This window comes from Rhodocyclus gracilis, assembly GCF_009617575.1.
GTDB classification, from domain to species: Bacteria; Pseudomonadota; Gammaproteobacteria; order Burkholderiales; family Rhodocyclaceae; genus Rhodocyclus; species Rhodocyclus gracilis.
In genome coordinates this window covers 20,728-44,144 of sequence record NZ_WIXJ01000002.1, presented here as the reverse complement: position 1 = coordinate 44,144, position 23,417 = coordinate 20,728, and the positions used below count along the sequence as shown (strand labels likewise).

The 23,417-nt window shown below is 64.9% G+C and carries 22 protein-coding genes; 15 read left to right on the top strand and 7 right to left on the bottom strand.

Features of this window, described 5'->3' with window-relative positions; genetic code table 11:
* Positions 1-335 precede the first annotated feature (335 nt).
* A complete protein-coding gene (cysK, locus tag GHK24_RS03305) occupies positions 336-1,310 on the top strand; it encodes a cysteine synthase A (protein ID WP_153469034.1) in 975 nt (324 codons plus the stop codon).
* A gap of 114 nt (positions 1,311-1,424) precedes the next feature.
* Here the strand turns inward: cysK and GHK24_RS03300 are convergent, their stop codons facing one another.
* Positions 1,425-2,393, bottom strand: coding sequence for an EAL domain-containing protein (locus tag GHK24_RS03300; RefSeq protein ID WP_153469031.1), 969 nt, complete (start codon positions 2,391-2,393; stop codon positions 1,425-1,427).
* A gap of 136 nt (positions 2,394-2,529) precedes the next feature.
* Positions 2,530-2,811 (bottom strand): hypothetical protein, encoded by a 282-nt coding sequence (locus GHK24_RS03295; protein ID WP_194286364.1) that lies wholly within the window; start codon positions 2,809-2,811, stop codon positions 2,530-2,532.
* Positions 2,812-3,242: 431 nt separating this feature from the next.
* On the opposite strand from GHK24_RS03295, the gene GHK24_RS03290 reads away from it, so the two are divergent.
* The 9 genes from GHK24_RS03290 (at position 3,243) to corA (ending at position 12,173) form a co-directional block, all read left to right on the top strand.
* The gene (locus GHK24_RS03290) at positions 3,243-3,794 is read left to right on the top strand and encodes an iron transporter (protein WP_153469025.1); all 552 of its coding nucleotides are present in this window, start codon (positions 3,243-3,245) and stop codon (positions 3,792-3,794) included.
* Between the two features lie 3 nt (positions 3,795-3,797).
* Positions 3,798-5,351 (top strand): carbohydrate porin, encoded by a 1,554-nt coding sequence (locus tag GHK24_RS03285; protein ID WP_153469022.1) that lies wholly within the window; start codon positions 3,798-3,800, stop codon positions 5,349-5,351.
* An 18-nt stretch (positions 5,352-5,369) separates the two neighbouring features.
* Positions 5,370-5,729 carry a cupredoxin domain-containing protein gene (locus tag GHK24_RS03280; protein WP_153469018.1) on the top strand — a complete coding sequence of 120 codons (360 nt, stop codon included), beginning with the start codon at positions 5,370-5,372 and terminating at the stop codon, positions 5,727-5,729.
* A 21-nt stretch (positions 5,730-5,750) separates the two neighbouring features.
* Positions 5,751-6,551, top strand: coding sequence for an FTR1 family iron permease (locus GHK24_RS03275; RefSeq protein WP_153469014.1), 801 nt, complete (start codon positions 5,751-5,753; stop codon positions 6,549-6,551).
* Between the two features lie 64 nt (positions 6,552-6,615).
* Positions 6,616-8,076: a 4Fe-4S binding protein gene (locus GHK24_RS03270; protein ID WP_153469010.1), complete on the top strand. Its 1,461-nt coding sequence runs from the start codon at positions 6,616-6,618 to the stop codon at positions 8,074-8,076.
* 28 nt (positions 8,077-8,104) lie between these two features.
* Positions 8,105-8,485: a hypothetical protein gene (locus GHK24_RS03265; RefSeq protein ID WP_153469007.1), complete on the top strand. Its 381-nt coding sequence runs from the start codon at positions 8,105-8,107 to the stop codon at positions 8,483-8,485.
* Between the two features lie 206 nt (positions 8,486-8,691).
* Entirely contained in the window at positions 8,692-9,963 is a 1,272-nt protein-coding gene (locus tag GHK24_RS03260; RefSeq protein ID WP_153469004.1) for an O-acetylhomoserine aminocarboxypropyltransferase/cysteine synthase family protein, read from the top strand.
* A gap of 182 nt (positions 9,964-10,145) precedes the next feature.
* Positions 10,146-11,018 (top strand): EAL domain-containing protein, encoded by an 873-nt coding sequence (locus GHK24_RS03255; RefSeq protein ID WP_194286363.1) that lies wholly within the window; start codon positions 10,146-10,148, stop codon positions 11,016-11,018.
* Between the two features lie 189 nt (positions 11,019-11,207).
* Positions 11,208-12,173, top strand: a complete 966-nt coding sequence (gene corA, locus GHK24_RS03250; protein ID WP_153468998.1) for a magnesium/cobalt transporter CorA — start codon at positions 11,208-11,210, stop codon at positions 12,171-12,173.
* A gap of 50 nt (positions 12,174-12,223) precedes the next feature.
* On the opposite strand, the gene GHK24_RS03245 is transcribed toward corA, so the two are convergent.
* Entirely contained in the window at positions 12,224-13,705 is a 1,482-nt protein-coding gene (locus GHK24_RS03245; RefSeq protein ID WP_153468995.1) for a phenylacetate--CoA ligase family protein, read from the bottom strand.
* Positions 13,706-14,152: 447 nt separating this feature from the next.
* Between GHK24_RS03245 and GHK24_RS03240 the strand changes: the two genes are divergently transcribed.
* The 3 genes from GHK24_RS03240 to GHK24_RS03230 all read left to right on the top strand — a co-directional run bounded on the left by GHK24_RS03240 (position 14,153) and on the right by GHK24_RS03230 (position 17,711).
* On the top strand, positions 14,153-15,514 hold the full coding sequence (locus tag GHK24_RS03240; protein ID WP_153468992.1) for an O-acetylhomoserine aminocarboxypropyltransferase: 1,362 nt from the start codon (positions 14,153-14,155) through the stop codon (positions 15,512-15,514).
* Positions 15,511-16,323 (top strand): alpha/beta fold hydrolase, encoded by an 813-nt coding sequence (locus GHK24_RS03235; RefSeq protein ID WP_153468989.1) that lies wholly within the window; start codon positions 15,511-15,513, stop codon positions 16,321-16,323. Before GHK24_RS03240 ends, GHK24_RS03235 begins: the two co-directional genes overlap by 4 nt.
* Before the next feature lie 152 nt (positions 16,324-16,475).
* Entirely contained in the window at positions 16,476-17,711 is a 1,236-nt protein-coding gene (locus GHK24_RS03230) for a trans-sulfuration enzyme family protein (RefSeq protein WP_153468986.1), read from the top strand.
* Between the two features lie 181 nt (positions 17,712-17,892).
* On the opposite strand, the gene GHK24_RS03225 is transcribed toward GHK24_RS03230, so the two are convergent.
* Positions 17,893-18,720 (bottom strand): amino acid kinase family protein, encoded by an 828-nt coding sequence (locus GHK24_RS03225; RefSeq protein ID WP_153468983.1) that lies wholly within the window; start codon positions 18,718-18,720, stop codon positions 17,893-17,895.
* Positions 18,721-18,730: 10 nt separating this feature from the next.
* Positions 18,731-19,714: an amino acid kinase family protein gene (locus tag GHK24_RS03220; RefSeq protein WP_228384523.1), complete on the bottom strand. Its 984-nt coding sequence runs from the start codon at positions 19,712-19,714 to the stop codon at positions 18,731-18,733.
* Positions 19,715-19,946: 232 nt separating this feature from the next.
* Between GHK24_RS03220 and GHK24_RS03215 the strand changes: the two genes are divergently transcribed.
* Together GHK24_RS03215 and GHK24_RS03210 are read left to right on the top strand one after the other, a co-directional pair.
* Positions 19,947-20,345 (top strand): RidA family protein, encoded by a 399-nt coding sequence (locus GHK24_RS03215; RefSeq protein ID WP_153468980.1) that lies wholly within the window; start codon positions 19,947-19,949, stop codon positions 20,343-20,345.
* A gap of 127 nt (positions 20,346-20,472) precedes the next feature.
* Positions 20,473-21,669, top strand: a complete 1,197-nt coding sequence (locus GHK24_RS03210; protein ID WP_153468978.1) for a trans-sulfuration enzyme family protein — start codon at positions 20,473-20,475, stop codon at positions 21,667-21,669.
* Between the two features lie 42 nt (positions 21,670-21,711).
* Here the strand turns inward: GHK24_RS03210 and GHK24_RS03205 are convergent, their stop codons facing one another.
* Together GHK24_RS03205 and GHK24_RS03200 are read right to left on the bottom strand one after the other, a co-directional pair.
* On the bottom strand, positions 21,712-22,314 hold the full coding sequence (locus GHK24_RS03205) for a 1,2-dihydroxy-3-keto-5-methylthiopentene dioxygenase (RefSeq protein WP_153468974.1): 603 nt from the start codon (positions 22,312-22,314) through the stop codon (positions 21,712-21,714).
* A gap of 126 nt (positions 22,315-22,440) precedes the next feature.
* Complete coding sequence (locus GHK24_RS03200) at positions 22,441-23,403, bottom strand: GlxA family transcriptional regulator (protein WP_153468971.1); 963 nt, start codon at positions 23,401-23,403, stop codon at positions 22,441-22,443.
* Between the last annotated feature and the right edge of the window lie 14 nt (positions 23,404-23,417).

Genomic DNA, 23,417 nt, shown 5'->3' with positions numbered 1-23,417 from the left:
CCGGCGAACGAAGGAATCTTTATTTGCTTATCAGGCGCGGTCGCATAAGCGCGTTCCGATTGACGCCCATGGCGTGGCACCCTCCCCGCGGCAGCAGCACCCACAGCGGCCGCCATATTGCCGAGATTGACCATAGCACCGTGGCTTTATCGCCAAGCGATCTGTCGATATGAATTTTTCGTCCTTAATTGCCTGGGCCGGCCCGCCTACACTGTGCGCTGCGCCGCATGGCGACGCTTTTGCTGCACCCCCTTGTACCGATTGGCTCTTCAACCTCGTTCTCGCTCATTCCCCGCCCTTTTGGCACGGAAGGCCGGATTTTTCAGGAGAGATTCATGGCGCTTTACCAGAACAACGCACAATCGATCGGCAACACGCCGCTCGTTCGCCTCAACCGCGTAACCGACGGCGCTGCCGCAACGGTTCTCGCCAAAATCGAAGGCCGTAACCCAGCCTATTCCGTCAAGTGCCGGATCGGCGCATCGATGGTCGCCGATGCCGAAAAGCGCGGCCTGCTCGGGCCGGGTAAAGAGCTGATCGAACCGACCAGCGGCAATACCGGTATCGCGCTGGCCTTCGTCGCTGCCGCCAAGGGCATTCCGCTGACGCTGACGATGCCAGAAACGATGAGCATCGAACGCCGCAAGCTGCTGACCGCCTTCGGCGCCAAACTGATCCTCACCGAAGGCGCCAAAGGCATGGGCGGCGCCATCGCCCGCGCCGAAGAGATTGCCGCCGCCGAGCCGGATCGCTATGTCCTGCTGCAACAATTCAAGAACCCAGCCAATCCGGCAATCCACGAACAAACGACCGGCCCGGAAATCTGGAACGACAGCGAAGGCAAGATCGACGTACTCGTCTCCGGCGTCGGCACCGGCGGCACCATCACCGGTATTTCCCGCTACATCAAAAAGACGCGCGGCAAGGCGATCACGTCGGTGGCCGTCGAACCGGTGACGAGTCCGGTGCTGACGCAGGCCCGCGCCGGCGAGCCGATCAAACCGGGACCGCACAAGATTCAGGGGATTGGCGCCGGCTTTGTTCCCGCCGTGCTCGACCTGTCGCTGATCGACGCGGTGGAGCAAGTCAGCAACGAAGACGCCGTCCTGTTCGCCCGTCGTCTGGCGCGCGAAGAAGGCATTCTCGCCGGCATCTCCTGCGGCGCCGCCGCTGCCGCCGCCGTGCGTCTGGCGCACCGCCCGGAATACGCCGGCAAGACGATTGTCGTCGTGCTGCCAGACTCCGGCGAGCGTTACCTCAGCTCGATCCTTTTCGAAGGCATCTTCGACGCTGCCGGCCTGCCCGTCTGAGTTTGTCCTCCACCACGAAAAAGCCCGGCGTCGTCAGCGACACCGGGCTTTTTTACGCCGTCTGAACGTAGTTTTCGGCTGCCCTTGCGGCGCAAGGGCATTCCGTACCTTGCGCTAGATGGCGCCCGCCGCCGTCGCCACCAACGCCCGCGGGGATAACGCCGGAGTGGCGCGCAGCCGCGCCAGATCAAGGCGCTCATGGCGGCAATCCGGTGCAGGGCGAGCCAGGAGATAGCCTTGCAAGGCATCGGCGCCGGCATCGATTGCCAGCGACAGTTGCGCCGCCGTCTCGATGCCCTCGAAGACGGTCGTGGCATCCAGCTCGTGAATGATGTCGACCAAGCGCGGCACGATGCGCCGCACACGCGGATTCTCGCTGGCGGCGACGATCAGGCTGCGGTCGAGCTTGACGATATCCGGCTGCAACTGCCAGAGACGGTCGAAGTTGGAGTGACGCCGCCCAAAATCGTCGATGGCGATACGGAAACCGCGCCGCCGATAGTTCGCCAGCGCCACTTCCAATCGCGGCAAGTCGTCGACGCTGCTCTCCAGTATCTCGATCACCACGCGCTCGGGGGCCAATCCGCAACGGCGCAGCACCGACTCGAAAAAAGCGCCGTGCTCGCCGCTCACCGACAGCAGATGGTGCGGATGAACGTTGAGAAAGAGATCGCCGCTCACCGGCGGCTGATGCAGGCTGAAATTGAGCGAATGCAGGGTGCGGCAGAGTCGGTCGAGGCGAACGATGTCCAGGCCGTCGTCGGAACTCGCCAGAAAATCTTCGGGCGAAACGAACTGCCAGTCCGCCTTCGCCCCACCCCGTTGCGCGCTGCGTATCGCGCTCGACAGCGAGTTGCGCCACGGACGCAGCAAGGCTTCGTGGCCACGAATGGCACCACTTCGCGCATCGACAATCGGCTGGAAGGCCGTCGTCAGGCGGTGCCTGGCGTCAAGCGCTTCGACGCGTCCGGCAACGACTTCAAGGCGCGTTTCGGCAGAGCGCGCCGCCGTCGCAGACGCGCCTTCACTGAACCAGATACCGTTCAAGGTATTGAAATGGTCCAGCAATTCAGTGACTCTCATGGTGGCTCCCGGCCGCACAATCCAGAGCCAATGTAACGGCGCCGCGTAATCGCCAGAAATACGGAATTTTTCGCAGCTAATGCTTATCGTGAATAAGCAATGAGGCGCATTCGCGATGCCTGCGGACGATGTCGCCCTACTCGCGGCGCAGCACGTCGTAGCCGTTCTGACGCAGGAGGCGGATTGCCTGATCGACGTCCTGTCCGGTACGCACGCCGCTACGTCGCGGCCGCGACGGCGGCGCGACCACCAGATCGTGCCCGTGCGCGTGCAACCATTCGAGAATGGTGCTCAAACCCTTGGTGCCGATTCCCTCGGCTTGCTGCAAGCGCCGGTAGCCCAAGGCGACGACTTCTTCGGGCGAAAACTCGGAGCGTCCGAAAATCTTGCGCAGCGCATTGCGCTGCAAGGTCGGCAATCCGCTCGCCCCACTCGCGCAGGACGTCGGCTGTCGACAGTCGTCAAACACAGCAACCGCCTCCACAGTGGCGGCGAAACACGAGGTGGATTTCCTGATGTGCCGGGCAATTCATGGCTAGCTCCTGGCCGGATGGCATGTTGGCGGCAGGTTAGCGACGGGTGACGCCAAAAAGAACGAAGAATTGTTCATAAGAATATGAAGCAGACACGCTGCCGGCGCTCGTCATCAGTCTGCTGGACGCCATGTTGGTCGCCTTCAACTCTTCAACCATTCGCCGCCCGGATTCACGTTCCTGCCCTCGGCGTAGGGCCGTTTCGCCGGCCAATCCCCTCGCCAGCCGATTATGCAAAACGTTGACGCCTCCGATCATTCGCCCTATATTAATAACGCTTCTCATTTGCAGCAGACATCAATTATCGGAGAGTCTAATGTTCAACGCTCGTCACCTCGCTGCCAGCTGCGCTGTTTCGCTGACGGCTTTTGTTGCTACATCCGCACTTGCCGTCGAATACCCGATCGGCACCCCGCAGCAGCGCAATGGCATGGAAATCGCGGCCATCTACCTGCAAGCCGTCACCATGGAACCGGACGGCATGATGCGCAAGGTTGAGGAATCCGACGTCCACATCGAGGCGGATATTCACGCGCTGGGCAACAACCCCAACGGCTTCGAAGAAGGAGCGTGGATTCCTTATCTGCTCGTCAAGTACGAAGTCACCAAGCTCGACACCAACCAGAAAATCAGCGGCGATTTCATGCCGATGGTGGCGAATGACGGCCCGCACTACGGCGACAACATCAAGCTCTTTGGCCCGGGCAAGTACAAGGTCAAATACACCATCCTGCCGCCCTCGGCCAATCCGCACGCCCATTTCGGCCGCCACACCGATCGTCTGACCGGTGTTCGCCCCTGGTTCAAGCCCTTCGAAGTTGAAAACGAGTTCACGTACGTGGGCATCGGCAAAAAGGGCGGGTACTGAGCGATGAGCCTGGCGAACTTTCCCCTGCGACCACTGGCATTGGCGTGCGCAGCGCTGATCGCCGTACCGGCCCACGCGGCCGCTCAGAAGGACGAAACGCTGCGCTTGCTGGAAAAGATGAACGCCCGCCTCGAGCAGCTCGAAAAACGCAATGCCGAGCTCGAACAGCAGGTGAAAGCCGCTACGCAACACGCCTCCCCGGTGCTCGAACAGCGCGTGAAAACGCTGGAAGAAACCCAGGCGCGCGTCAATCAAGGACTCGACAACGACAACGTCTCTGAATACGAGCCGGAACTCACCTCCCGTCTGAAGGCCGTCGAAATGGACGCGCTCTCGGTCAAGAAGGCCGCACGCAAGATCGACGCGCTCGATGGCATCAAGGCCGGCATGAGCCTGACCACCGTCGCGCAGCGCCCGAGCGGCCTGCCGCAAGGACTGAAGGACGGCAACAGCCAGCTCAACTACCGCACCGACGTCACCGTCGAATTGCCGCTCGACCCGATTGGCGATACCGAGCAAAAAATCTTTGCTCACGTCCGTATCGGCCAGGGGCAAGGCTTGAATGCACCGATGAGCAACCTCGGCGCCTTTGCCTCGGCGCCTAACGCGGTAGCCTTCCGTGCCAGCGGCGCCAGCCCGGATGACTCGGTCGCCATTCTTGGTCAGGCCTGGTATCAGGCGAGCATCCCCCTGCCCTTTGGCGGCTTCAAGCCACGCTCGCGGGAGAAACTTGAGCTGACCTTCGGCAAGATGGACCTCTTCGGCTTCTTCGACCAGAACGTCGCCGCAGGTGACGAAGGCCGGCAGTTCCTCAACTCGATCTTCGTGCACAACCCGCTGCTCGACGCCGGTGCGCAGATCGGCGTCGACGCCAATGGCTTCCAGCCGGGCTTCGTTGCCTCGTACCTGAACGAGTTCAACAAACCCGAACCGTGGCGCCTGTCGCTTGGCTTCTTTGGCTCCGGCAAGACGGGCTCGAACTATCAGCGCAGTCTGACCTCGCCGCTCATCATGGCGCAGGCCGAAAAAACCCTGCGTTTCTTTGACGGACTCCCCGGTCACTACCGCGCCTACTTCTGGCAACGCAGCAAAGCGGTGGACTTCGATGGAGTAACGACGACCAAGCATGCGGGCTGGGGGCTGTCGATCGACCAGCGCGTCGGCGACGGCGTCACGCTGTTCAGCCGCTACGGCCAGCAAACCAACGGCGCCGTGCGCTTTGACCGCGCCCTCACGCTCGGTGCCGAAATCAGCGGGGCGTACTGGTCGCGCGGCGCCGACGCCATCGGTATCGCCGTGGGCGCCCTGCACGCCAGCAACGAATTCCGGGCTTCGCCGCGTGAGGCATGCCTCGAACTCGATGCGAATAACCAGTGCATCAACAGCTTCACCTACAACCCCTCCGGTGCCGAAAAAATCGCCGAGCTTTATTACCGCTACCGCATCACCAAGCAGTTCGAGTTGACGCCAAACCTGCAATACCTGACGCAACTCGGCGGCAATGCGGACGCCTCGGCCGTGAAGATTCTCGGCCTGCGTGCGCAACTCGCGTTCTGATCCAGAAAGGCAAAAACCATGAACCTGTACCGCGCCCTGTGCTTCCTCAACCGCCCGGTCATCATCGCCGGATTGCTGCTGTTCGCAGCACTGGCGCCGGTGCAGGCTCAGGAAATTCCCACTTTCAACCTGACGATCCGCGCCGGACATTTCGTGCCGGATACGCTCGAAGTGCCGGCTGGCAGCAAATTCCGGCTGATGATCAAAAACGAAGGCCCCGGCGCCGAGGAGTTCGAGAGTATCGAACTGAAGAAAGAAAAGGTGCTCGCTCCGGGCGCCTCCAGCTTCCTCATCTTTCAACCACTGAAGCCCGGCACCTACAAGTTCTTTGGCGACTTTCATCCCGAAACGGCGCAAGGCCGCATCGTCGCCAAATAGCGCCGCAAGGCAGGAAATCGTATGGGTAACGCACTCTTTGTCGTCTGGCGCGAAAGCGTCGAAGCCATGCTGGTCATCGGCATTCTCTACGCCTGGCTGAAGCGCAACCCGGCGCCGGGCGGTCTGCGCGCCTTGTGGATCGGTGTCGGCAGCGGCGTCGGTCTGGCCTTGCTGCTGGGCTGGGCCATGCTGGCGGCGCAGGACGAGCTTTCCGGGCAGGCGCTGGAGTGGTTCCAGACGGCAATTCTCTTTGTCGCCGCCGGGCTGATCACGCAGATGGTCCTGTGGATGGCGCGTCATGGCCGCCACATGAAAGGCCATCTCGAAGCCGGACTCGCGCGAGCGGCCGATCAGGGCAGCTGGATCGGCATTGCCAGCATCAGCGCCCTGGCCATCGCCCGTGAAGGCGCCGAAACCGTGATCTTTCTCTACGGTCTCGGTATGGAGCACGGCGACGGCTCGGCCCTCGCCATCGGTGCCCTCGCCGGTTTCGCACTGGCGCTACTGACGGCATGGGCCACCTCGCGCGGACTGCGCTTTCTTGATCCGCGGCATTTTTTCAAGACCACTGGCGCCCTCCTGCTCGTGTTCGCGGCGGCCTTGCTGGTCGCCGGCGTCGAACGACTGATCGGCATGGGCTGGCTGCCGCCGCTCCTCGACCCGGTGTGGGATAGCTCGGGCCTGCTCGATGACACGAATGCCGGCGGTTCGCTGCTGGCAACGCTGGTCGGCTACCGCGCGCAACCCTCGCTGATGCTGCTGCTTGCCTACCTCGGCTACTGGGGCAGCGTGCTTTTCGTCAAATCCCGACTCCACCGATAAGAAGGTTTCCGTGAAACCGGCCAGCCAATGTTCGACATGCTCCTCCCTCGCCCACGCCGCGCTCATGCCGATTAGCGCCGAGGGCAAGCCGCGTGCCCATGCCTGCGCGAGCAGCCTGCCCGCCGCCGATATCGCCGCGGCGGAAAGCCTTTCGGGATTCCGGCGGGGTGTCGCCACCGTCGGGCGCACGCTGGCCCGTCACCGACGCGTGGTCATCGGCCTGCAATGGTTCGTCGTCGTCTTTTACATGGCGCTGGTGATCATCCCCGCCTTTATGCCCCTGCCGCCGGTGGGGGCGCACCTCTGGGACAACCTGCGACTCTTCGCCCAGTTCATGTTCTGGGGCGTCTGGTGGCCGGGGGTGATGATCGCCACGCTGAGTCTCGGGCGCGTCTGGTGTGGACTTTTCTGCCCGGAAGGAACGCTGACCGAATGGGTCAGCCATCGCGGCCTGGGGCGCCCGGTGCCGCGCTGGCTGAAGTGGTCCGGCTGGCCGTTCGTTGCCTTCGTGTGTACCACCGTCTACGGCCAACTGGTCAGCGTTTACGAATACCCGCAGGCGGCGCTGCTGGTGCTCGGCGGTTCGAGCGTCGCGGCCGTCGCCATCGGCCTGATCTACGGCCGCGGCAAGCGTATCTGGTGCCGCTATCTGTGCCCGGCCTCGGGCGTTTTTGCCATTCTTGCCAAGGTAGCGCCGCTGCATTACCGCGTCGATCGCGAACGCTGGGATCAGGAAGAAAGCCGCCGGACGATTCCGATCACTCCCGTCAACTGCGCGCCTCTGGTCGACATCCGGCGCATGACCAGTGCCGCCGAGTGCCACGCCTGCGGCCGTTGCGCGGGGCATCGCGACGCGGTCGAGCTCTCGCCGCGCCTGCCCGGCAGCGAGATCGTTGCCCCCAACTCGCGGGCGACGACGGCGGAGGCCATCACCCTGCTCTTCGGCATCCTCGGCGTCGCCACCGCCGCCTTCCAGTGGACGGTCAACCCGTGGTTCGTACGCGCCAAACTGCAACTGGCCGACTGGCTGATCGAGCGCAACTCGTTCGCCCTCCTGCAGGACGACGCCCCGTGGTGGTTGCTGACGCATTATCCCGAAGCCAGCGATGTCTTTACCTGGCTCGACGGCGCGCTGGTACTCGGTTACATCCTCGGCGGCGGTTTCCTCCTCGGCTGCTGCCTTGCCCTGTCGCCGCTGCTCGCCGCCCGCCTGCTGCGCGATCCCGCCTTGCCCTGGCAACGTCTGACCATGGCGTTGGCCCCCCTCGCCGGAGTCAGCGTCTTCCTCGGCCTGTCGATGCTCACCCTGACGCACCTCAAGGCCGAGCAATGGCCGATTGCCTGGATGACCGATCTGCGCGTGACGCTGCTGCTACTCGGCGTTGCCGGCGCTCTCTGGCTCGCTGGACGCCTGATCCTGCAAACCGGCGCCTCGCGTCTGCGGCAAACTCCCGCCTTTGCCCTGATGTGCCTGCCGCCGGCACTGATGGCCGGCATCTGGTACACGGTCTTCTTCATCTGGTAAGCCGAGTCGTCGTCCGATGGCTGATCCGATGAACGCCGCTCCGCACCACCGCAGCTTCTGCGCAGGGCTCGCCGTCCTGGCGCTGTTCGCCCTGACACCGGCTCACGCCGGGGCCGAACTGAAGGTCGCCGATCCGGCCTACCTCGCCGACGAGATCTGCACCTCCGCAGGCATCGTCGGCGCCGCCCCGGCACGCGCTTCAGCAGCGACGGCCAACGCCGTGACGAGCAAGGCGCACTGCCACGACTGCGCCGCCCCGGATTGCGCCCCTGCGGCGGGCGCGGGGGCGCAACGGCGCACTTGCGCGCGCCCGCGTGTGCGCGCCACCGGCCTCGATACGTCGACGCCAGCGCCAGTGCCGCCTCCGGCACGGCAAGCCCTGATCGCCGCGCAGCGGACGAACGACTGAGCCATCGCACGGCGCTCACGTGAGCGCACCACGCCAAAGCTCAGCCTTTTGCCTACGCCGCCGTGCATTCCGGTTATAAACTAATGCACATTGCTTCTTTCGCCGCCCGTGGCCGCCTCGCTACAGTGCGCGACGGTCACTCTCCCCCCAACGCTGCCGACGCCAGCCCCTCAGTGCGCCGGTCGCTTCCCACCAAGGACTCTGCGATGAAACTGGAAACTCTGGCCGTTCATGCTGGCTACAGCCCCGATCCGACCACCAAAGCCGTTGCCGTGCCGATCTACCAGACGAGCTCGTTCGCCTTCGACAATACGCAGCATGGCGCTGACCTCTTCGACCTCAAGGTCGCCGGCAACATCTACTCGCGCATCATGAATCCGACCAACGACGTGCTGGAAAAGCGCCTGGCTGCGCTGGAAGGCGGCGTCGGCGCGCTGGTCGTTGCCTCGGGCATGGCCGCCATCACCGCCGCCATCCAGACGATTGCCGAGGCCGGCGACAACATCATTTCCTCGTCGACCCTCTACGGCGGCACCTTCAATCTATTTGCCCACACCCTGCCGCAATACGGCATCAGCGTGCGCTTTGCCGATTACCGCGACCCCGCCGCCTTCGCCGCGCAGATCGACGCCAACACCAAGGCCATCTACGTCGAGTCGATCGGCAATCCGCTCGGCAATGTCACCGACTTCGAAGCCATCGCCGACGTCGCCCACCGCCACGGCATCCCGCTCATCGTCGACAACACGGTGCCCTCGCCCTACCTCTGTCGCCCCTTCGAGCATGGCGCCGATATCGTCGTCCATTCGCTCACCAAATACCTCGGCGGCCACGGCAACTCAATCGGTGGCGCGATCATCGACAGCGGCAAATTCCCCTGGGCGGAGCACAAGGAACGCTTCCGCCGCCTCAACGAGCCCGATGTTTCCTACCACGGCGTCGTCTACACCGAAGCGCTCGGCGCGGCAGCCTACATCGGCCGCGCCCGCGTCGTGCCGCTGCGCAACATGGGCGCCGCCCTGTCGCCCTTCAACGCCTTCCTCATCCTGCAAGGCATCGAGACGCTACCGCTGCGCATGGACCGCATCTGCGACAACACGCTGCGCATCGCCCAGCATCTGCAAGGCCACGCCACGGTGAAATGGGTCAACTACTCCGGTCTGCCGGGGCATAAGGACTACGCGCTGGCCAAGAAATACCTGGGCGGTCGCCCCTCCGGCATCCTGACCTTCGGTGTCGACGGCGGCAGTGCCGGCGGCGCGCGCTTCCAGGACGCGCTCAAGCTCTTCACGCGCCTCGTCAACATCGGTGATGCCAAATCGCTCGCCTGCCACCCGGCTTCGACGACGCACCGCCAACTGTCGCCGGAAGAAATGCTCAAGGCAGGCGTCACCGAAGACACGGTGCGCCTGTCGATCGGCATCGAGCACATCGACGACCTGATCGCCGACCTCGACCAAGCACTGGCCGCCGTCTAAACGAGGTGTCGCCAACGGCCGGGAGTCGCATGGCAGGCCCATGGACTCCCGGTTTTTTACGCCCGCACACCCGCCAATATGCGTTCCGCCGCTATATAAATCGTCATAAAGTCTTAGCCCGCCATCGCGCATGGCGGTATCGTTCGCCTCCGGGGCGCTGCCCTGTCTTCGGAGAAAACGTCATGCCACTTGCCGATCTGGTGCGCCACCTCAACGCCCGTAATGCCGCCCGCGACGCCCTGCGCGCGCCGGCACCTTTCGTGGCGACCGAACACGGGGATGTGCAGCTCCATTTCGCCGATCTGTGCCTCGAATCGATCTTCCTGCCCATCGTCGAAACCCGCAGCGGCAGCGCACACGGCCACGCCGCCTCGCTGCGCGTCAGCGGCCTCGTCTCGCAGCGCCCGGTCGCTCCAGACGCCGTCTTCGTGCTCCCCGGCAGCGACGAGGAGTTCATCCAGCTCGACCGCCAGGTGCGTACCCTGCACGCCCTCAATTTCCTCAAGCAACGCCTGCGCGGCAACCTGCTGCTGGATGTTCACCCGCGCCATATTTTCGGGGTCGCCAGCGATCACGGGCTGGCCTTTGAAGAAATCCTGCGCCCGTGCGGCCTGCTGCCAAAGCAGATCACCCTCGAACTCGATATCTCGCCCGTCGATGAGGCCGATCCCGCGCAACGCGCGCACCTCATCCGCGCGCTGACCGACTATCGTGCACGCGGCTACGGCATCGCCGTGCGCGGCATCGCCCAAAACCGTGCCCATCTCGCCCTGCTGCGCGATCTGGCGCCGCAGATCATCCGTCTCGACCGCCCTTTGCTGGCTTCCGGCCATCCGCTCGGCGCGCTGATTGCGCCGCTGCGCACGCTGGAGGCGCGTCTGCTCATCGACGCCAGCGGTCTGGCTGAGCATGCGGGAACGGATTATTGGGGCGATGTCGATCTCGTGCAGGCACCGCCCCTGCCGGAACGGGCCGCCGCGCTGCGCGGCGGACTCGATGCCGGCGCTGCCTCCAACGCAGCGCCGTCGCACGCCTTCCGGCTGAATGCCGCCTGACGGCGCGCGTTAGTGATGCGTGCGTAGCGGCTTATCCGCAGGACGGGTTTTCGGCTAGAGTGCGAGCGGTCAACGGCGGCGGTGCCTGCGGATGCACCGCTGCCGGGCACGCTGTTGGAGATTTTGTCGGCCAACACCGACTGCCACGCCCGCCAAGTCAGCCACTCCGCCGGAGAATCCCCCCCCCAAATGTTGATCAACTGCTCCACCTATCAGGAAGGCGCCAAGCTCAACGACATCCCGATCTCTGCTATCAGCGATTTCGTCAGTCGTCCGGACTGTTTTGTCTGGGTGGCCCTGCGCGACGCCAGCGATGCCGAACTGGCGGAAATGCAGGCCGAATTCGGCCTGCACGAACTGGCCGTGGAAGACGCCAGCCATGGCCATCAGCGGCCAAAGATCGAGGAATACGGCGAATCGCTGTTTGCCGTCATGCACCTCGTCGAACTCGACGGCGAGGAACTCAACGTTGGCGAGGTCAACGTCTTCGTCGGCAAAAACTACGTGCTCTCGGTGCGGAACCGCAGCCGACATGGCTTTCTCGGCGTGCGCGAACGCTGTGAGCGCGAGCCGGAGCTGCTGCGCCACGGCTCCGGCTTCGTGCTCTATGCCCTGCTCGACGCGGTGGTGGATCGCTACTTTCCAGTCATCGACGCGCTGGAGTCCGAACTCGAACGCGTCGAAGAGCAGATCTTCGCCAAGGGCGCGGCGCGCTCGAACATCGAACGTCTCTACGAACTCAAGCGCAAGGTGACGACGCTCAAACACGCCGTCGCGCCGCTGATGGAAGCCGCCGGCAAGCTCACCAGCGGCCGCATCCATCATCTGTGCGCCGAAACACAGACCTATTTCCGCGACGTCGTCGATCACCTGTACCGCATCAATGGCTCGGTCGACGCCATCCGCGACACCATCAGCACGGCCATCCAGGTCAATCTCTCCCTCGTCACCATCGAAGAGAACGAGGTTAACAAGCGCCTCGCCGCCTGGGCCGGGATCTTCGCCGCGGCCACCGCCTTCGCCGGCATCTGGGGCATGAATTTCACCCACATGCCCGAACTGCAATGGGAGTACGGCTACCCCGCAGCGCTGGCGGTCATCGCCAGCACCTGCGGCTTTCTCTACTACCGATTCAAGCGCGCTGGCTGGCTTTGACCTTGATGTATCACTTTATAAAACGCCAACAACCTCACGTTTTATAAAAACTATTTTCCCCAGACGTTGTTGCGCTGATCGTCGACGCGCTTGGCCTTGTGCGTCTCGCGCGGCAGCGTATCGGGCGGCAAGACTTCGATCTTCGCCGAAACGCCCGTCACCGACTTGAGGTGGTGTGCAAAGCGCCCCGCCAGTTCGGCATCGACCGACGCATCGGCGCTGACACGCTCGATCTGCACCGTCAGTTCATCGAGATGCGCGACGCGGCGGACGATCAGCTTGTATTCGCCGGTCAACTGCTTGTCCTTGCGCGCGATCGATTCAACGTCGCTCGGGAAGATGTTCACGCCCTTGATGATCAGCATGTCGTCGAGCCGGCCATGCACGCCGAGCAGGCGCATCGAGGTACGACCGCAGGCGCAGGGCTCCGTCGTCACCGAGACGATGTCGCCAGTGCGGAAGCGGATCATCGGCCGCGCGGATTTCTTCAGCGTCGTCAGCACCATTTCGCCGCGCTCGCCCTCCGCCACCGGCTCGCCGCTCTCCGGGTCGAGCACTTCGACGTGAATGTGATCCTCGGCCCAGTGCAGACCGTTTTTCTCTTCGCACATGCCGGCGCAGGAACCAAAGATGTCGGAGAGACCGTAGTAGTCGTAGACCGAAGCGCCCCACAGCGCTTCGATGCGCTGGCGAGTTTCGGGAATCGAACCGCCCGGCTCGCCGGCGACGAAAATGCGCCGCACGGAGAGATCACGCGCCGGGTCGATCCCCTGCTTGATCGCCGTCTCGCCGAGATACCAGGCGTACGAAGGCGTCGTCCAGATCGCCGTGACGGAGAATTGGCGCAGAACCGTCAGCAGACGCTCCGACGGCAAGGTACCGGCGTGGATCGACAAAGCGCCCAGCTTCTGCGCGCCAAGCACGCATGGGCCGCCGACGAAGAGCGAAAAATTCAGCGAATGCGCGTAGCGATCCTCCGGGCGCAAGCCGGACGACCAAAACTGCCGCGCCTCGTAGTCGATCCAGTCGTCAAAATCCTGCTGGGTGAACGGCGACGCCGTCGGCACGCCCGTCGAACCGCTGGACGCCGAGATGTAGACGATGTCGCGCTCCGGCACCGCGCAGAGGTCGCCCAAGGGTAGCGCCGCCAACTGCCGGTCGCGGACGATTTTCTTGTTAATGAACGGAAAGCGCCGCAAATCGTCGAGCGTCTTCAACTGCGACGGATGCACGCCCGCCGCGTACCAGGCCGCACGGTAGTACGGTGAGCCGAAATACGCGTGCTGCAAATGCGCCTGCAAGGAAGCGAGCTTCAGACGCTCCCAGTCGGCGCGCGATTGGGTCTCCAGCGCCGCGTTCCAGAAACGCGAATCCGGCGAACTGCGCCGCGCCGCCGGCGAGGCAGACAAGGGCGTAGCGAGAAGCGGAGCAGCAGGCGCGGGCTCGAGCGAGGCGGGCGACGAAGAAAGCAGCGCGGCCTGGCGCTCGGCCAGAGGAGCAACGCGGGGGGTAGCAAACGAGGCAGTCGCCATGACAGGCTCCTTGAAATGTGCGGAGAGGACGCGCGCCGCCGTGCCACAAGCACGGCGTGGGATATGGGCGACGATCCTAGTCGCGCACCGCAGGCAGGCGAACGATGCAGTTCTGCTAAGCTATTTCGCCTGCCGTATATGCATCGGCCCCGTCTCTGTCACGCCCCGCAGGCTGCGTCGAAAGAGGCTGCCGTAACGGTGCGGCGACGGCGAATACCCCGGCGGCGGCACCCAGATGGGCAAGGCAGAATAAGCAAGCTAAAAACGCGTCATGGCACGCCGCGCGGCAAGCCGGTAAGCTGCCGCGCCAACTGCTCTGGCAGCGACCGCCGTCAGCCGGGAACGCCGCTTTGCTCCCGTTGCTGTCTCGTCGCCGTCTTTGCCAGCCTTTCCGCCGTTTTTCTGCCTCTTTCCGTCACCGCTTCTCCTTCCGAGCCCCTGTCCGCGATGAGTTATCAGTTCGACACCCTGACCCTGCATGCCGGGCAAACGCCCGATAGTGAGTTTGGCGCGCGTGCGCAACCGATCTACCTCTCCACCTCCTTCGTCTTCAAGGACGCCGAGCAGGCCGCTGCGCGCTTCAACATGGAACGCGCCGGCCACGTCTACTCGCGCATTTCCAACCCGACAACCGCCGCGCTGGAAGAGCGCATCGCCGCGCTCGAAGGCGGTGTCGGCGCCATTGCCGTCGCGTCCGGACAGGCCGCCCTGCATCTGGCCATCGTTACCCTGATGGGCGCCGGCAGCCACATCGTCGCCTCGCGTTCGCTCTACGGCGGATCGCACAACTTACTTGAATACACGCTGCCAAGATTCGGCATAGAAACAACTTTTGTCGATCCGCGAAACCTCGACGCCTGGCGTTCGGCGGTGCGCCCGAACACGCGACTCTTCTTCGGCGAGACGCTCGGCAACCCCGGCCTCGACGTCCTTAACATCCCCGCCGTATCGCAGATCGCGCACGAGCACGGCGTGCCGCTGCTGGTCGATTCGACGCTGACGACGCCCTGGCTGCTGCGCCCCTTCGAGCACGGCGCCGACCTCATCGTGCATTCGGCAACCAAGTTCCTCGGCGGTCACGGCACCGTCGTCGGCGGCCTGCTGGTCGATGGCGGACGCTTTGACTGGACGGCGCATGCCGGGCATTTCCCGACCCTGACCGCGCCCTACCCCGGCTTTCACGACATGGTGTTTGCCGAGGAATCGAGCGTAGCCGCCTTCTTGCTGCGCGCCCGCCGCGAGGGGCTGCGCGACTTCGGCGCCTGTCTGTCGCCGCTGTCGGCCTTTCAACTCATGCAGGGTGTCGAGACGCTGCCGCTGCGCATGGCGCGGCATGCGGAAAACGCGCGGCGGGTGCTGGATTTCCTCGCCCAACGGCGCGACGCCGGCGCGCCCATCAGCCGCATTGTCCATCCCGAATGCCCGGATCACCCTGACCATGCCGTGGCTCAGCAGCTTCTGCCACGAGGTGCCGGCTCGGTGATCAGCTTCTCGCTGGCAGGCGACCGCGAACTCGGACGACAGCGCGGTCGCGCCTTCATCGAGGCGCTGAAGGTCTTTTCGCATCTCGCCAATGTCGGCGACGCCAAATCGCTGGTCATCCACCCGGCCTCGACCACGCATTTCCGCATGTCCGACGCGGCACTCGCGGCCGCCGGCATCGCGCCCGGCACCATTCGTCTGTCGGTCGGCCTCGAAGACGCCGACGACCTGCTCGCCGACCTCGCGCGCGGCCTCGCGGCGGCAGGCAAAGTCAGCGTGGGGAGCACGCCCGCGCCGAGCGCCCCGGCGACAGGAGCGGCGGCATGAATCTGCTCATCGCCAATCAGACCGCCTACGCCTATACCGGCGGCGTCGCGGCCGTCGCCACCGACGCTGATTCAGCCAGGCCGGCTGTTGTATTCATCCACGGCGCCGGGCAGGATCACAGTGGCTGGACGCTGCAAAGCCGCTGGTTCGCGCACCACGGCTTTCGCGTCCTTGTACCCGATCTGCCGGGGCATGGCCGCAGCGCGGGCACGCCGCTGGCCAGCATTGAAGAGGCCGCCGACTGGATCGTCGCGCTGCTCGATGCGGCGAATATCCAGCGTGCCGCGCTCGTCGGCCACAGCATGGGATCGCTGATCGCCCTCGACGTCGCCGCGCGGGCCGCCCCCTCGCGCGTCAGCCACCTCGCGCTGTTGGGGTGCTCGGTGCCAATGCCGGTCGCCGACGGGCTGCTCGCAGCGGCACGCGACGACGAGGCGACGGCCTGGCAGATGATCAACGACTGGTCGCATTCGCCACGCGGCCTGCTGGGTGGCAACACCGTGCCGGGCGTCTGGCTGCTCGGCAGCAACCGGCAGTTGATGGCCCGCCAGCGCCCCGGCGTGCTGCTCGCCGGGCTCGACGCGTGCCGGCGCTACGCGCCTGACGCCGCCGCATTGGCGCAGATCGACGCGGCCATCCACATCGTCGCCGGCAGCGCCGATCGCATGACGCCGTTGCGCGCCACCCTCGCCCTGCAAAGCCTGTTGCCGACAGCCGGGCTATCGACCATCGCTGGCGCCGGCCATTCCCTGATGGCCGAAGCACCCGACGCCGTTCTCGATAGCCTGCGCGGCTTTCTGCTGCCCTGAAAACGCGCCGCCCATCCGCCCTATCCGTCTTCTCCGCCCTGTTCTTTCCTGCTGCCACCCGCTCCGAACACAAACATTCCCCCGATTTCCACGACCTTTGCCCAAACGGCCCACACCGCCGTCCGGGCGTCCACCGCAGAGACCCATCGCCGATGAGCCAAGACCTTAAACACTTCAACTACCTCGACCACGCCAACGCCGCTGCGGCGGCCAAACCGGCCGATCTCGCTTTCGCCACCCGCGTCATCCACGCCGGCCAGTTTGCCGACCCGGCAACGGGCGCCGTGGTGACGCCGATCTACGCCAACTCGACCTTTGTGCAACACAGCCCCGGCGTGCACGGCGGGCTCGACTACGGTCGCTCGCAAAACCCGACCCGCTGGGCCTTCGAGCGCTGTGTGGCCGATCTGGAAGGCGGCGCGCAAGGCTTCGCCTTCGCCTCGGGGCTCGCCGCCATCGCCACCCTGCTCGAACTCTGCGACACCGGCAGCCACATCATCGCCGGCGACGACCTCTACGGCGGCACCTACCGCATGTTCGAGCGCGTACGCCGGCAGAGCGCCGGACTCGACTTCAGCTTCGTCGATCTCGCCGATCCGGCCGCGCTGGCCGCCGCCATCCGCCCCAATACGCGCATGCTGTGGGTCGAAACGCCGACCAACCCCTTGCTGCGGCTGGCCGACCTCAAGGCGCTGGCAGACATCTGCCGCGAGCGCGGCATCATCACCGTCGCCGACAACACGTTTGCCAGCCCGGCCCTGCAACGCCCACTGGAATTCGGCTTCGATATCGTCATGCACTCGACGACGAAGTACCTGAACGGCCACTCGGACATCATCGGCGGCGTTGCCGTCGTCGGTGGCGAGCCGCGTCAGGCCGCCTGGCGCGAACGGCTGGCCTTCCTGCACAACGCGCTCGGCGCCATCGCCAGCCCCTTCGACAGCTATCTCGCGTTGCGCGGCGTCAAGACGCTGGCGCTTCGCATGGAGCGCCACTGCACCAATGCCCTCGAACTCGCCGCCTGGCTGGAGCAGCAACCCGGCGTTGCCAAGGTCATCTACCCCGGCCTGCCCTCGCACCCGCAACATGAACTGGCGCGCAGGCAGATGAGCGGCTTCGGCGGCATGATCACTCTCGAACTCGCCACCGACCTCGCCGGCACGCTGCGCATGCTCGAGCAGTGCCGCGTTTTCACACTGGCCGAGAGTCTGGGCGGTGTGGAAAGCCTGATCGAGCACCCGGCGATCATGACGCACGCCAGCATTCCGCCCGAGCTGCGCGCCGCCATCGGTATCGGCGACTCGCTGCTGCGCCTGTCGATCGGCGTCGAAGACGTCGGCGATCTACGCCGCGATCTCGCCGGCGCGCTGGCCGCCATCGGCGCCTAGGCTGGGCTGGGCCGCCCGCTAGCCGATCGCCCAGCATCCCGGCCCCCGGCAGAATCCGCCGACACACGCCAAGCACCGCAAAAAAAGTCCGGCCCCCGGCGCCACTACGCGCGCCGGGGGCCGGACTACTTTTGGCGCAGCCTGAACGGCAGACCGCGCCAGGAGGGGCTGGCGACTTAGCTCAGCGGCGCGCCGCCGTGTGCACGAAGGTGCCGACGTGCTCGCCGCGCAAGGCGGCGGTGAGCCGCCCCGGCACCAGCCCGTTGACCACCTGCACCCGCTCGATGTGACGGGCGGTGGCCATCACCTCCAGCAGGGCGCGGTCGAAAGGCAGCGAACCATCGGTCTTTGCCAGTTCGGCCGCACTCGTTTCGGAGAAGAACTGCGCCGTTCCGCCATTCACGCCATTCGGGTCGTCGCTGTAGACGCCGTCGACGTCCTCGACAATCGTCAGGCCAGCGGCGCCAAAGGCATCGGCAAGGAGGAAGGCCCCCGTGTCGGCGCGGTGCGGCGGAATGCGCGAGCCGGGGAATTCGTGGTGGTGATACGGCGGGAAAGCGCTGCCAACGACCGCCCGCGCCGCCGCGAGATGCACCGCCAGCTGATTGGCGATGGTCGGATGTTCGATGTAAGAAACACCATCCGCCGCCAGCAGCGAGGCGAGGATATGGCCGTTCTGCCCTGCTTCGCTGGCGGCGAGCGGCGCCAGCGTGCCGACCGGCAGACCCAGATCGAGACCGACGCTGAACAGATGCCGGGCGCGAATGCCGGCGCCCGTGAGAATCAGCAGCCGGTGTTCGGGCAAAAGCGCGCGCAGCTCGGCGACGAGCGGCAAGATCGCCTCGGCACCGCGATCCATGACGCGACCGCCGATCTTGACGACCTGCAACCAGGGCAGCAGACGGATGGGGCGCACCCCGGCGACCGGACGCGTGAGGCTGCCATCCTGCAGGGTCTGACGCGCGAGCGGAGAAATAACGTGCTTGATTTGGTTGGAAGTATCAGCCATGACGTGCGCCTCAGTTCGCGGTGATGATGGTGCCGACGTGCTCGCCTGCGAGCGCGCGGGTCAGGTTGCCGGGGACGAGGCCATTGACGACCTGCACCTGGCGGACATGCTGCGCTGACTTCAGGAGGTCGAGCACCGGGAACTCCAGGATCGAGTCATGCAGGCCGGCAGACTTCATCTCATCGACCGAAATCTTCGGGATGAAGGTCGGGTTCTTCGACGTCTTTGGATTCGCGGTGTAGAGGCCGTTTTCGTCCTTGACGTAGATCATTGCCTTGCAGCCGAACTGCTCGGCCAGCAGGAAGCAGCCCGCGTCGGTGCGATACGGCGGCAGCACGCCGTCGGCGGGCGGACGCATCCACAGTTTGTAGGGCGGCATGCCGCTGAAAATGACGGCGCTGACTTCCGCGAGATAGAGCGGCAACGCCGCCAGCCCCGCACCGTCCACCGTCGAGATGCCGTATTGCGCGAGCAGGCTGCCGAGCATGGCCGCGTTCTGGTCGGCCACCGAAGCGCCTAACTGTGCCAGCACACCCGCCGGCAGATTGAGCCCGGCGGCAATCGAGTAGAGATGCCGGGCACGGGTGCCGGCGCCCGTGCCGATCAAGAGCTTGTGCTGCTTGCGCACCGCGACGATCTCCTCCACCAGCGGATACACCGCCGCCCGACCGCGGTCGATGACGCTCTGCCCGCCGATCTTGATCACCGTCGCCTCCGGCAGAATCCGGAAATCCGGCGCCGCCGCCGCCGCAGCCTGAAGCTGCGTATCGGTCAGCGAGCGCTGCATGAGGAGCTCTTCGAGCTCCGCTGTCGTGTGGGCCATGAGGTTCCTTTCGTCATCGGTTTTCACTCGCAACACGCCCCCGCCAGCCCCGCCTCCCGCGCCGTCAAAAACCGGCGCGACTTGCGGGCAGAGATGAGCTTGAAGCGTCTTCGGAGCGCATTCAGTGCGGCCTGCGGCCACCTGCCCATAGGCAGCGTGCGGTCGCAGCATAGGGTAAAGCGTTATATAGATTCAACCACACTGTGCAATAGCGGCCTGTGCCTCAAAAATCTCGCCGTCAGGGTATCCAGGCCAGGCCGCCATGTGGGCTATGTGCGCTATGCTTGCACGCACACGCCGGCGCGCGATTAATATTTCTTTACTTTTTTACGCACCCCGCTCAGATAGCAAGGAAAAATCCTTCTGAGCGCCCCATATTTCGACTACGTAAAAATATCCGATCATGACCATTCAACGCCTGGGCACCACCCGCCGATTCTCCGATGCCGTAACGTATAACAAAACGGTGTATATCGTCGAAGTCCCCGCCAATCTCGACGCCGATATTTCCGCACAAACCGAGAATCTCCTCGCCAGCGTCGCACGCTTGTTGCAGCAGGCCGGCAGCGACGCGAGCCGTATTCTTCAGGCGACGATTTACCTCGCCGACATAGGCGATTACGACGCCATGAACCGCGTCTGGGACGCCTGGGTGCCCGAAGGCTCGGCGCCGGTGCGCGCCTGCGTCGAAGCCCGGCTCGCCCACCCGAAGTACAAGGTCGAGATCGTCCTGACCGCCGCCTGCCTGAATGACTGTCGCCCCGGCACGGCTGACGGCACGACGGCAGAGGCGCCCGACTGAACATCCCGCAGAGGCGCGCTCGGAATATCTGGCCGGAACCTTTGCGCGGACTGAGGGCACCCTTCCTCGCGAGCCGTACGCCCGTGCGTTAATCCACAGGAAACAAGCGGAAAGGAAATCGAATCAAATGACATATAAAAAAGGCTTCGCCACACTCGCCGTCCACGCCGGAGAAACCCCCGACAAAATCACCGGCGCGTCTTCGCCGAATCTGGTGATGTCAAGCACCTACGTCACCGACCCGGATGTTTCTTTCTCTGCCGAGGATTTCGGGGAAAATACCCCATATATCTATACGCGCTGGGGAAACCCGACAATTACCCAGCTGGAGCAGAAACTCGCAGAACTGGAGGGCGCCGAGGCGGCCATTGCCTTTGCCAGCGGAATGGCCGCCAGCACCGGCCTGCTGTTGCAGTTTCTCAAACCCGGCGATCACCTCGTGATCTCCGACGTGAGCTACGCCGGCGTGGCGGAATTCGCCAAGGACTATCTGCCCGCGCGGGGCATCGAGGTTTCGCGCGTCGATCTCTCGCAGCCGGAGAACCTGCGGCAAGCCCTGCGCCCGACGACGCGTCTGGTTTACGCCGAAACGCCCGCCAACCCGATCCTCAAGCTCACCGACATTGCCGCCGTCGCCGCCATCGCGCACGCGGCGGGCGCCAGGCTGATCGTCGACTCCACCTTCGCCACGCCGGTCGCCACCCGTCCGCTGGAGTCGGGCGCCGACTTTGTCGTGCATTCGCTGACGAAATACATCGGCGGGCACGGTGACGCCATCGGCGGTGCCGTGCTGGGCAAGGTGGCCGATCTCGCCGTTCTACGCAAAGAAGTCGGCATTCATCTGGGCGGCATCATCAGCCCCTTCAATGCCTGGCTGATCATGCGCGGTCTGGCGACCTTACCCCTGCGCATGCGCGCGCATGAAGAAAACGCGCTCAGCGTGGCACGCTGGCTGGAAGACCACCCACGCGTCGCGCGGGTCATTTACCCCGGACTGGCCTCGCACCCGCAGGCCGAGCTGGCGCGTCGGCAGATGAAGAACTTCTCCGGGATGATCAGCTTTCAGGTCAAGGGCGCGGGCGAAATCCTTGCCCGCACTTTCGCGGAACGGCTGGAGGTCATTCACTACGCCGTCTCGCTGGGGCATCACCGCAGCCTGATCTTCTACCTCGCCACCCAAGACATGCTGCGCACCTCCTTCACCCTGACGAGCGCGCAGGAAGCCACCTACCGGGAGTTCGCGGGCGACGGCATCTTCCGCTTTTCGGTCGGTCTCGAAGATGCGGCTGATCTCATCAGAGACCTGGAAATCGCACTGGCCTGAGCGCGCCCGCGTAAGCCAACAGGCCGCCGGAGGGCCGCGCCCTTAGCGCCGCAGCGCCGAGACGGCGGCAGCGTAGCCCTCCAGCGACGGAAAGCTCGCCGGCAGCGGATCGCCGCTGAATTCGGCCGCCCAGCCGTCTTCGCGGGTGAAGAGGCGAATGCAGGTGAAGTCCGGCGTTTCGCCCATATCGAACCAATGCGACGTATTCGCCGGCACGCTCACCAGATCGCCCTGCTCGCAGAGCAGCGCGAACACCGTCTCGCCGACGTGCAGATAAAAGAGGCCGCGCCCCTCGACGAAAAAGCGCACTTCAAAGTCGTTATGCGTGTGCTCGGCGAGAAATTTCTGCCGTAGCGTCTCCTGATCAGGATGCCCCGCCTGCACGCGGATCACGTCGACCGACTGAAAGCCGTACTCCGCCTTCAAGGCCGCCAGCGGCTCGCGATAGGCGGCGAGCACCGCCTGCGCGTCGGCGTTCGCCGGCAAAGGCGCAGCGGCCTGCCAGCGCTCGAAACGCACGCCAAGCGCCGCCAGCCGGCGGGCGATCTCGGCATGATCGTGGATCACCTCGCCGGCCTGCGCGGCGAGCGACGGCGCTGCATGAGAAGACGGGAAGGTGGCGGAATGGATCGAGAAAACACTCATGGCAGAAAGCCTCGCGGGCGCCCGGTTAGAAAAGCCCGCACTCTAGGCCAGCCCGAGCGGCGCGCCAAAGACGGCTTCGTTATGCACTTATGCCGCCGTGAGAAGCCACACGAGAAGCGCGCACGCTCAGCCGCGCCGGAAACGCTGCCGGTACTGCGCCGGACTCAAGCCCGCGCGCCGCACGAACAGGCGCCGAAAGGCCGGCACATCGCTGTAGCCCACCCGCGCGACGATCTGCTCAAGGCTCATGCGCGTGCTCTCCAGAAGCTCCTTGGCGTGCTCGACGCGCAGATCCTGCACATACGCCAGGGGCGGCATCCCCGCCGCTGCCTGAAAGCGCCGATGCAAGGTGCGGTAACTGACATGCAGGGCCTCGGCGAGCGCCGCCGTCGTCACCGCAGCACTGCCGTGCGCCGCCAGCCAGTCAGCCGCCTGCTGGATTAACGGATCATCGAACTGCCGGCGCAGCGCCATGAACGGCCGCTGCGAATCGCGCGCGCCATCGACCAGCATGATGCGACTGACGCTGCGCACCAGCGCCGCCCCCAACAGACGCCGCAGGACATGCAACGTGAGATCGGTATGCGCCGTCATCGCCCCGGCGGTGAGATATCGGCCGCTATCGACAACGACCGCGTCGGCATCGAGCGCGATACGCGGATAGCGCTGCCGGAACTCCGCCTGCAACCACCAGGGCGTCGTCGCCGTAGCGCCGTCGAGCACGCCACTCTCGGCGAGGACGAAGGTGCCGTAACAACTCCCCGCCAGCAGCGTCTCGCCGGGCAGCGAACGCAAGCGGGCAATGACCGGCTGCCAGACCGTCTGCAACTGCTCGATCAGCGCTGCGCCGTCGGCGGCAAAGAACCCTGGCAGGATCACCGCCGCATAGCCCGCCAACACCTCCGGCATCGCCTGCGTATCGACCGACACGCACGGCGACAGACGCACCGTGCCGCCGTGCACCGAGAGAATATCGAGCCGGCAGCCCTCGGCCTCCGGAGAACGGCTGGCGACGTTAAGCATATCCATCGTCAGCATGACGCTCGAAGGCGTCGCGCCGGGTTCGACGATCAGGGCAATGGGCAGCATGTGTTTGTGGCAGA

Coding starts and splice junctions, on each gene's coding strand:
- GHK24_RS03220 (WP_228384523.1), bottom strand. CDS start 19,714: ATGCTGCGACCGCACGCTGCCTATGGGCAGGTGGCCGCAGGCCGCACT.
- GHK24_RS03260 (WP_153469004.1), top strand. CDS start 8,692: ATGAAACTGGAAACTCTGGCCGTTCATGCTGGCTACAGCCCCGATCCG.
- GHK24_RS03300 (WP_153469031.1), bottom strand. CDS start 2,393: ATGAGAGTCACTGAATTGCTGGACCATTTCAATACCTTGAACGGTATC.
- GHK24_RS03230 (WP_153468986.1), top strand. CDS start 16,476: ATGAGCCAAGACCTTAAACACTTCAACTACCTCGACCACGCCAACGCC.
- GHK24_RS03240 (WP_153468992.1), top strand. CDS start 14,153: ATGAGTTATCAGTTCGACACCCTGACCCTGCATGCCGGGCAAACGCCC.
- GHK24_RS03255 (WP_194286363.1), top strand. CDS start 10,146: ATGCCACTTGCCGATCTGGTGCGCCACCTCAACGCCCGTAATGCCGCC.
- GHK24_RS03285 (WP_153469022.1), top strand. CDS start 3,798: ATGAGCCTGGCGAACTTTCCCCTGCGACCACTGGCATTGGCGTGCGCA.
- GHK24_RS03205 (WP_153468974.1), bottom strand. CDS start 22,314: ATGAGTGTTTTCTCGATCCATTCCGCCACCTTCCCGTCTTCTCATGCA.
- GHK24_RS03210 (WP_153468978.1), top strand. CDS start 20,473: ATGACATATAAAAAAGGCTTCGCCACACTCGCCGTCCACGCCGGAGAA.
- GHK24_RS03275 (WP_153469014.1), top strand. CDS start 5,751: ATGGGTAACGCACTCTTTGTCGTCTGGCGCGAAAGCGTCGAAGCCATG.
- GHK24_RS03265 (WP_153469007.1), top strand. CDS start 8,105: ATGAACGCCGCTCCGCACCACCGCAGCTTCTGCGCAGGGCTCGCCGTC.
- corA (WP_153468998.1), top strand. CDS start 11,208: ATGTTGATCAACTGCTCCACCTATCAGGAAGGCGCCAAGCTCAACGAC.
- cysK (WP_153469034.1), top strand. CDS start 336: ATGGCGCTTTACCAGAACAACGCACAATCGATCGGCAACACGCCGCTC.
- GHK24_RS03235 (WP_153468989.1), top strand. CDS start 15,511: ATGAATCTGCTCATCGCCAATCAGACCGCCTACGCCTATACCGGCGGC.
- GHK24_RS03215 (WP_153468980.1), top strand. CDS start 19,947: ATGACCATTCAACGCCTGGGCACCACCCGCCGATTCTCCGATGCCGTA.
- GHK24_RS03245 (WP_153468995.1), bottom strand. CDS start 13,705: ATGGCGACTGCCTCGTTTGCTACCCCCCGCGTTGCTCCTCTGGCCGAG.
- GHK24_RS03280 (WP_153469018.1), top strand. CDS start 5,370: ATGAACCTGTACCGCGCCCTGTGCTTCCTCAACCGCCCGGTCATCATC.
- GHK24_RS03270 (WP_153469010.1), top strand. CDS start 6,616: ATGCCGATTAGCGCCGAGGGCAAGCCGCGTGCCCATGCCTGCGCGAGC.
- GHK24_RS03290 (WP_153469025.1), top strand. CDS start 3,243: ATGTTCAACGCTCGTCACCTCGCTGCCAGCTGCGCTGTTTCGCTGACG.
- GHK24_RS03200 (WP_153468971.1), bottom strand. CDS start 23,403: ATGCTGCCCATTGCCCTGATCGTCGAACCCGGCGCGACGCCTTCGAGC.
- GHK24_RS03225 (WP_153468983.1), bottom strand. CDS start 18,720: ATGGCTGATACTTCCAACCAAATCAAGCACGTTATTTCTCCGCTCGCG.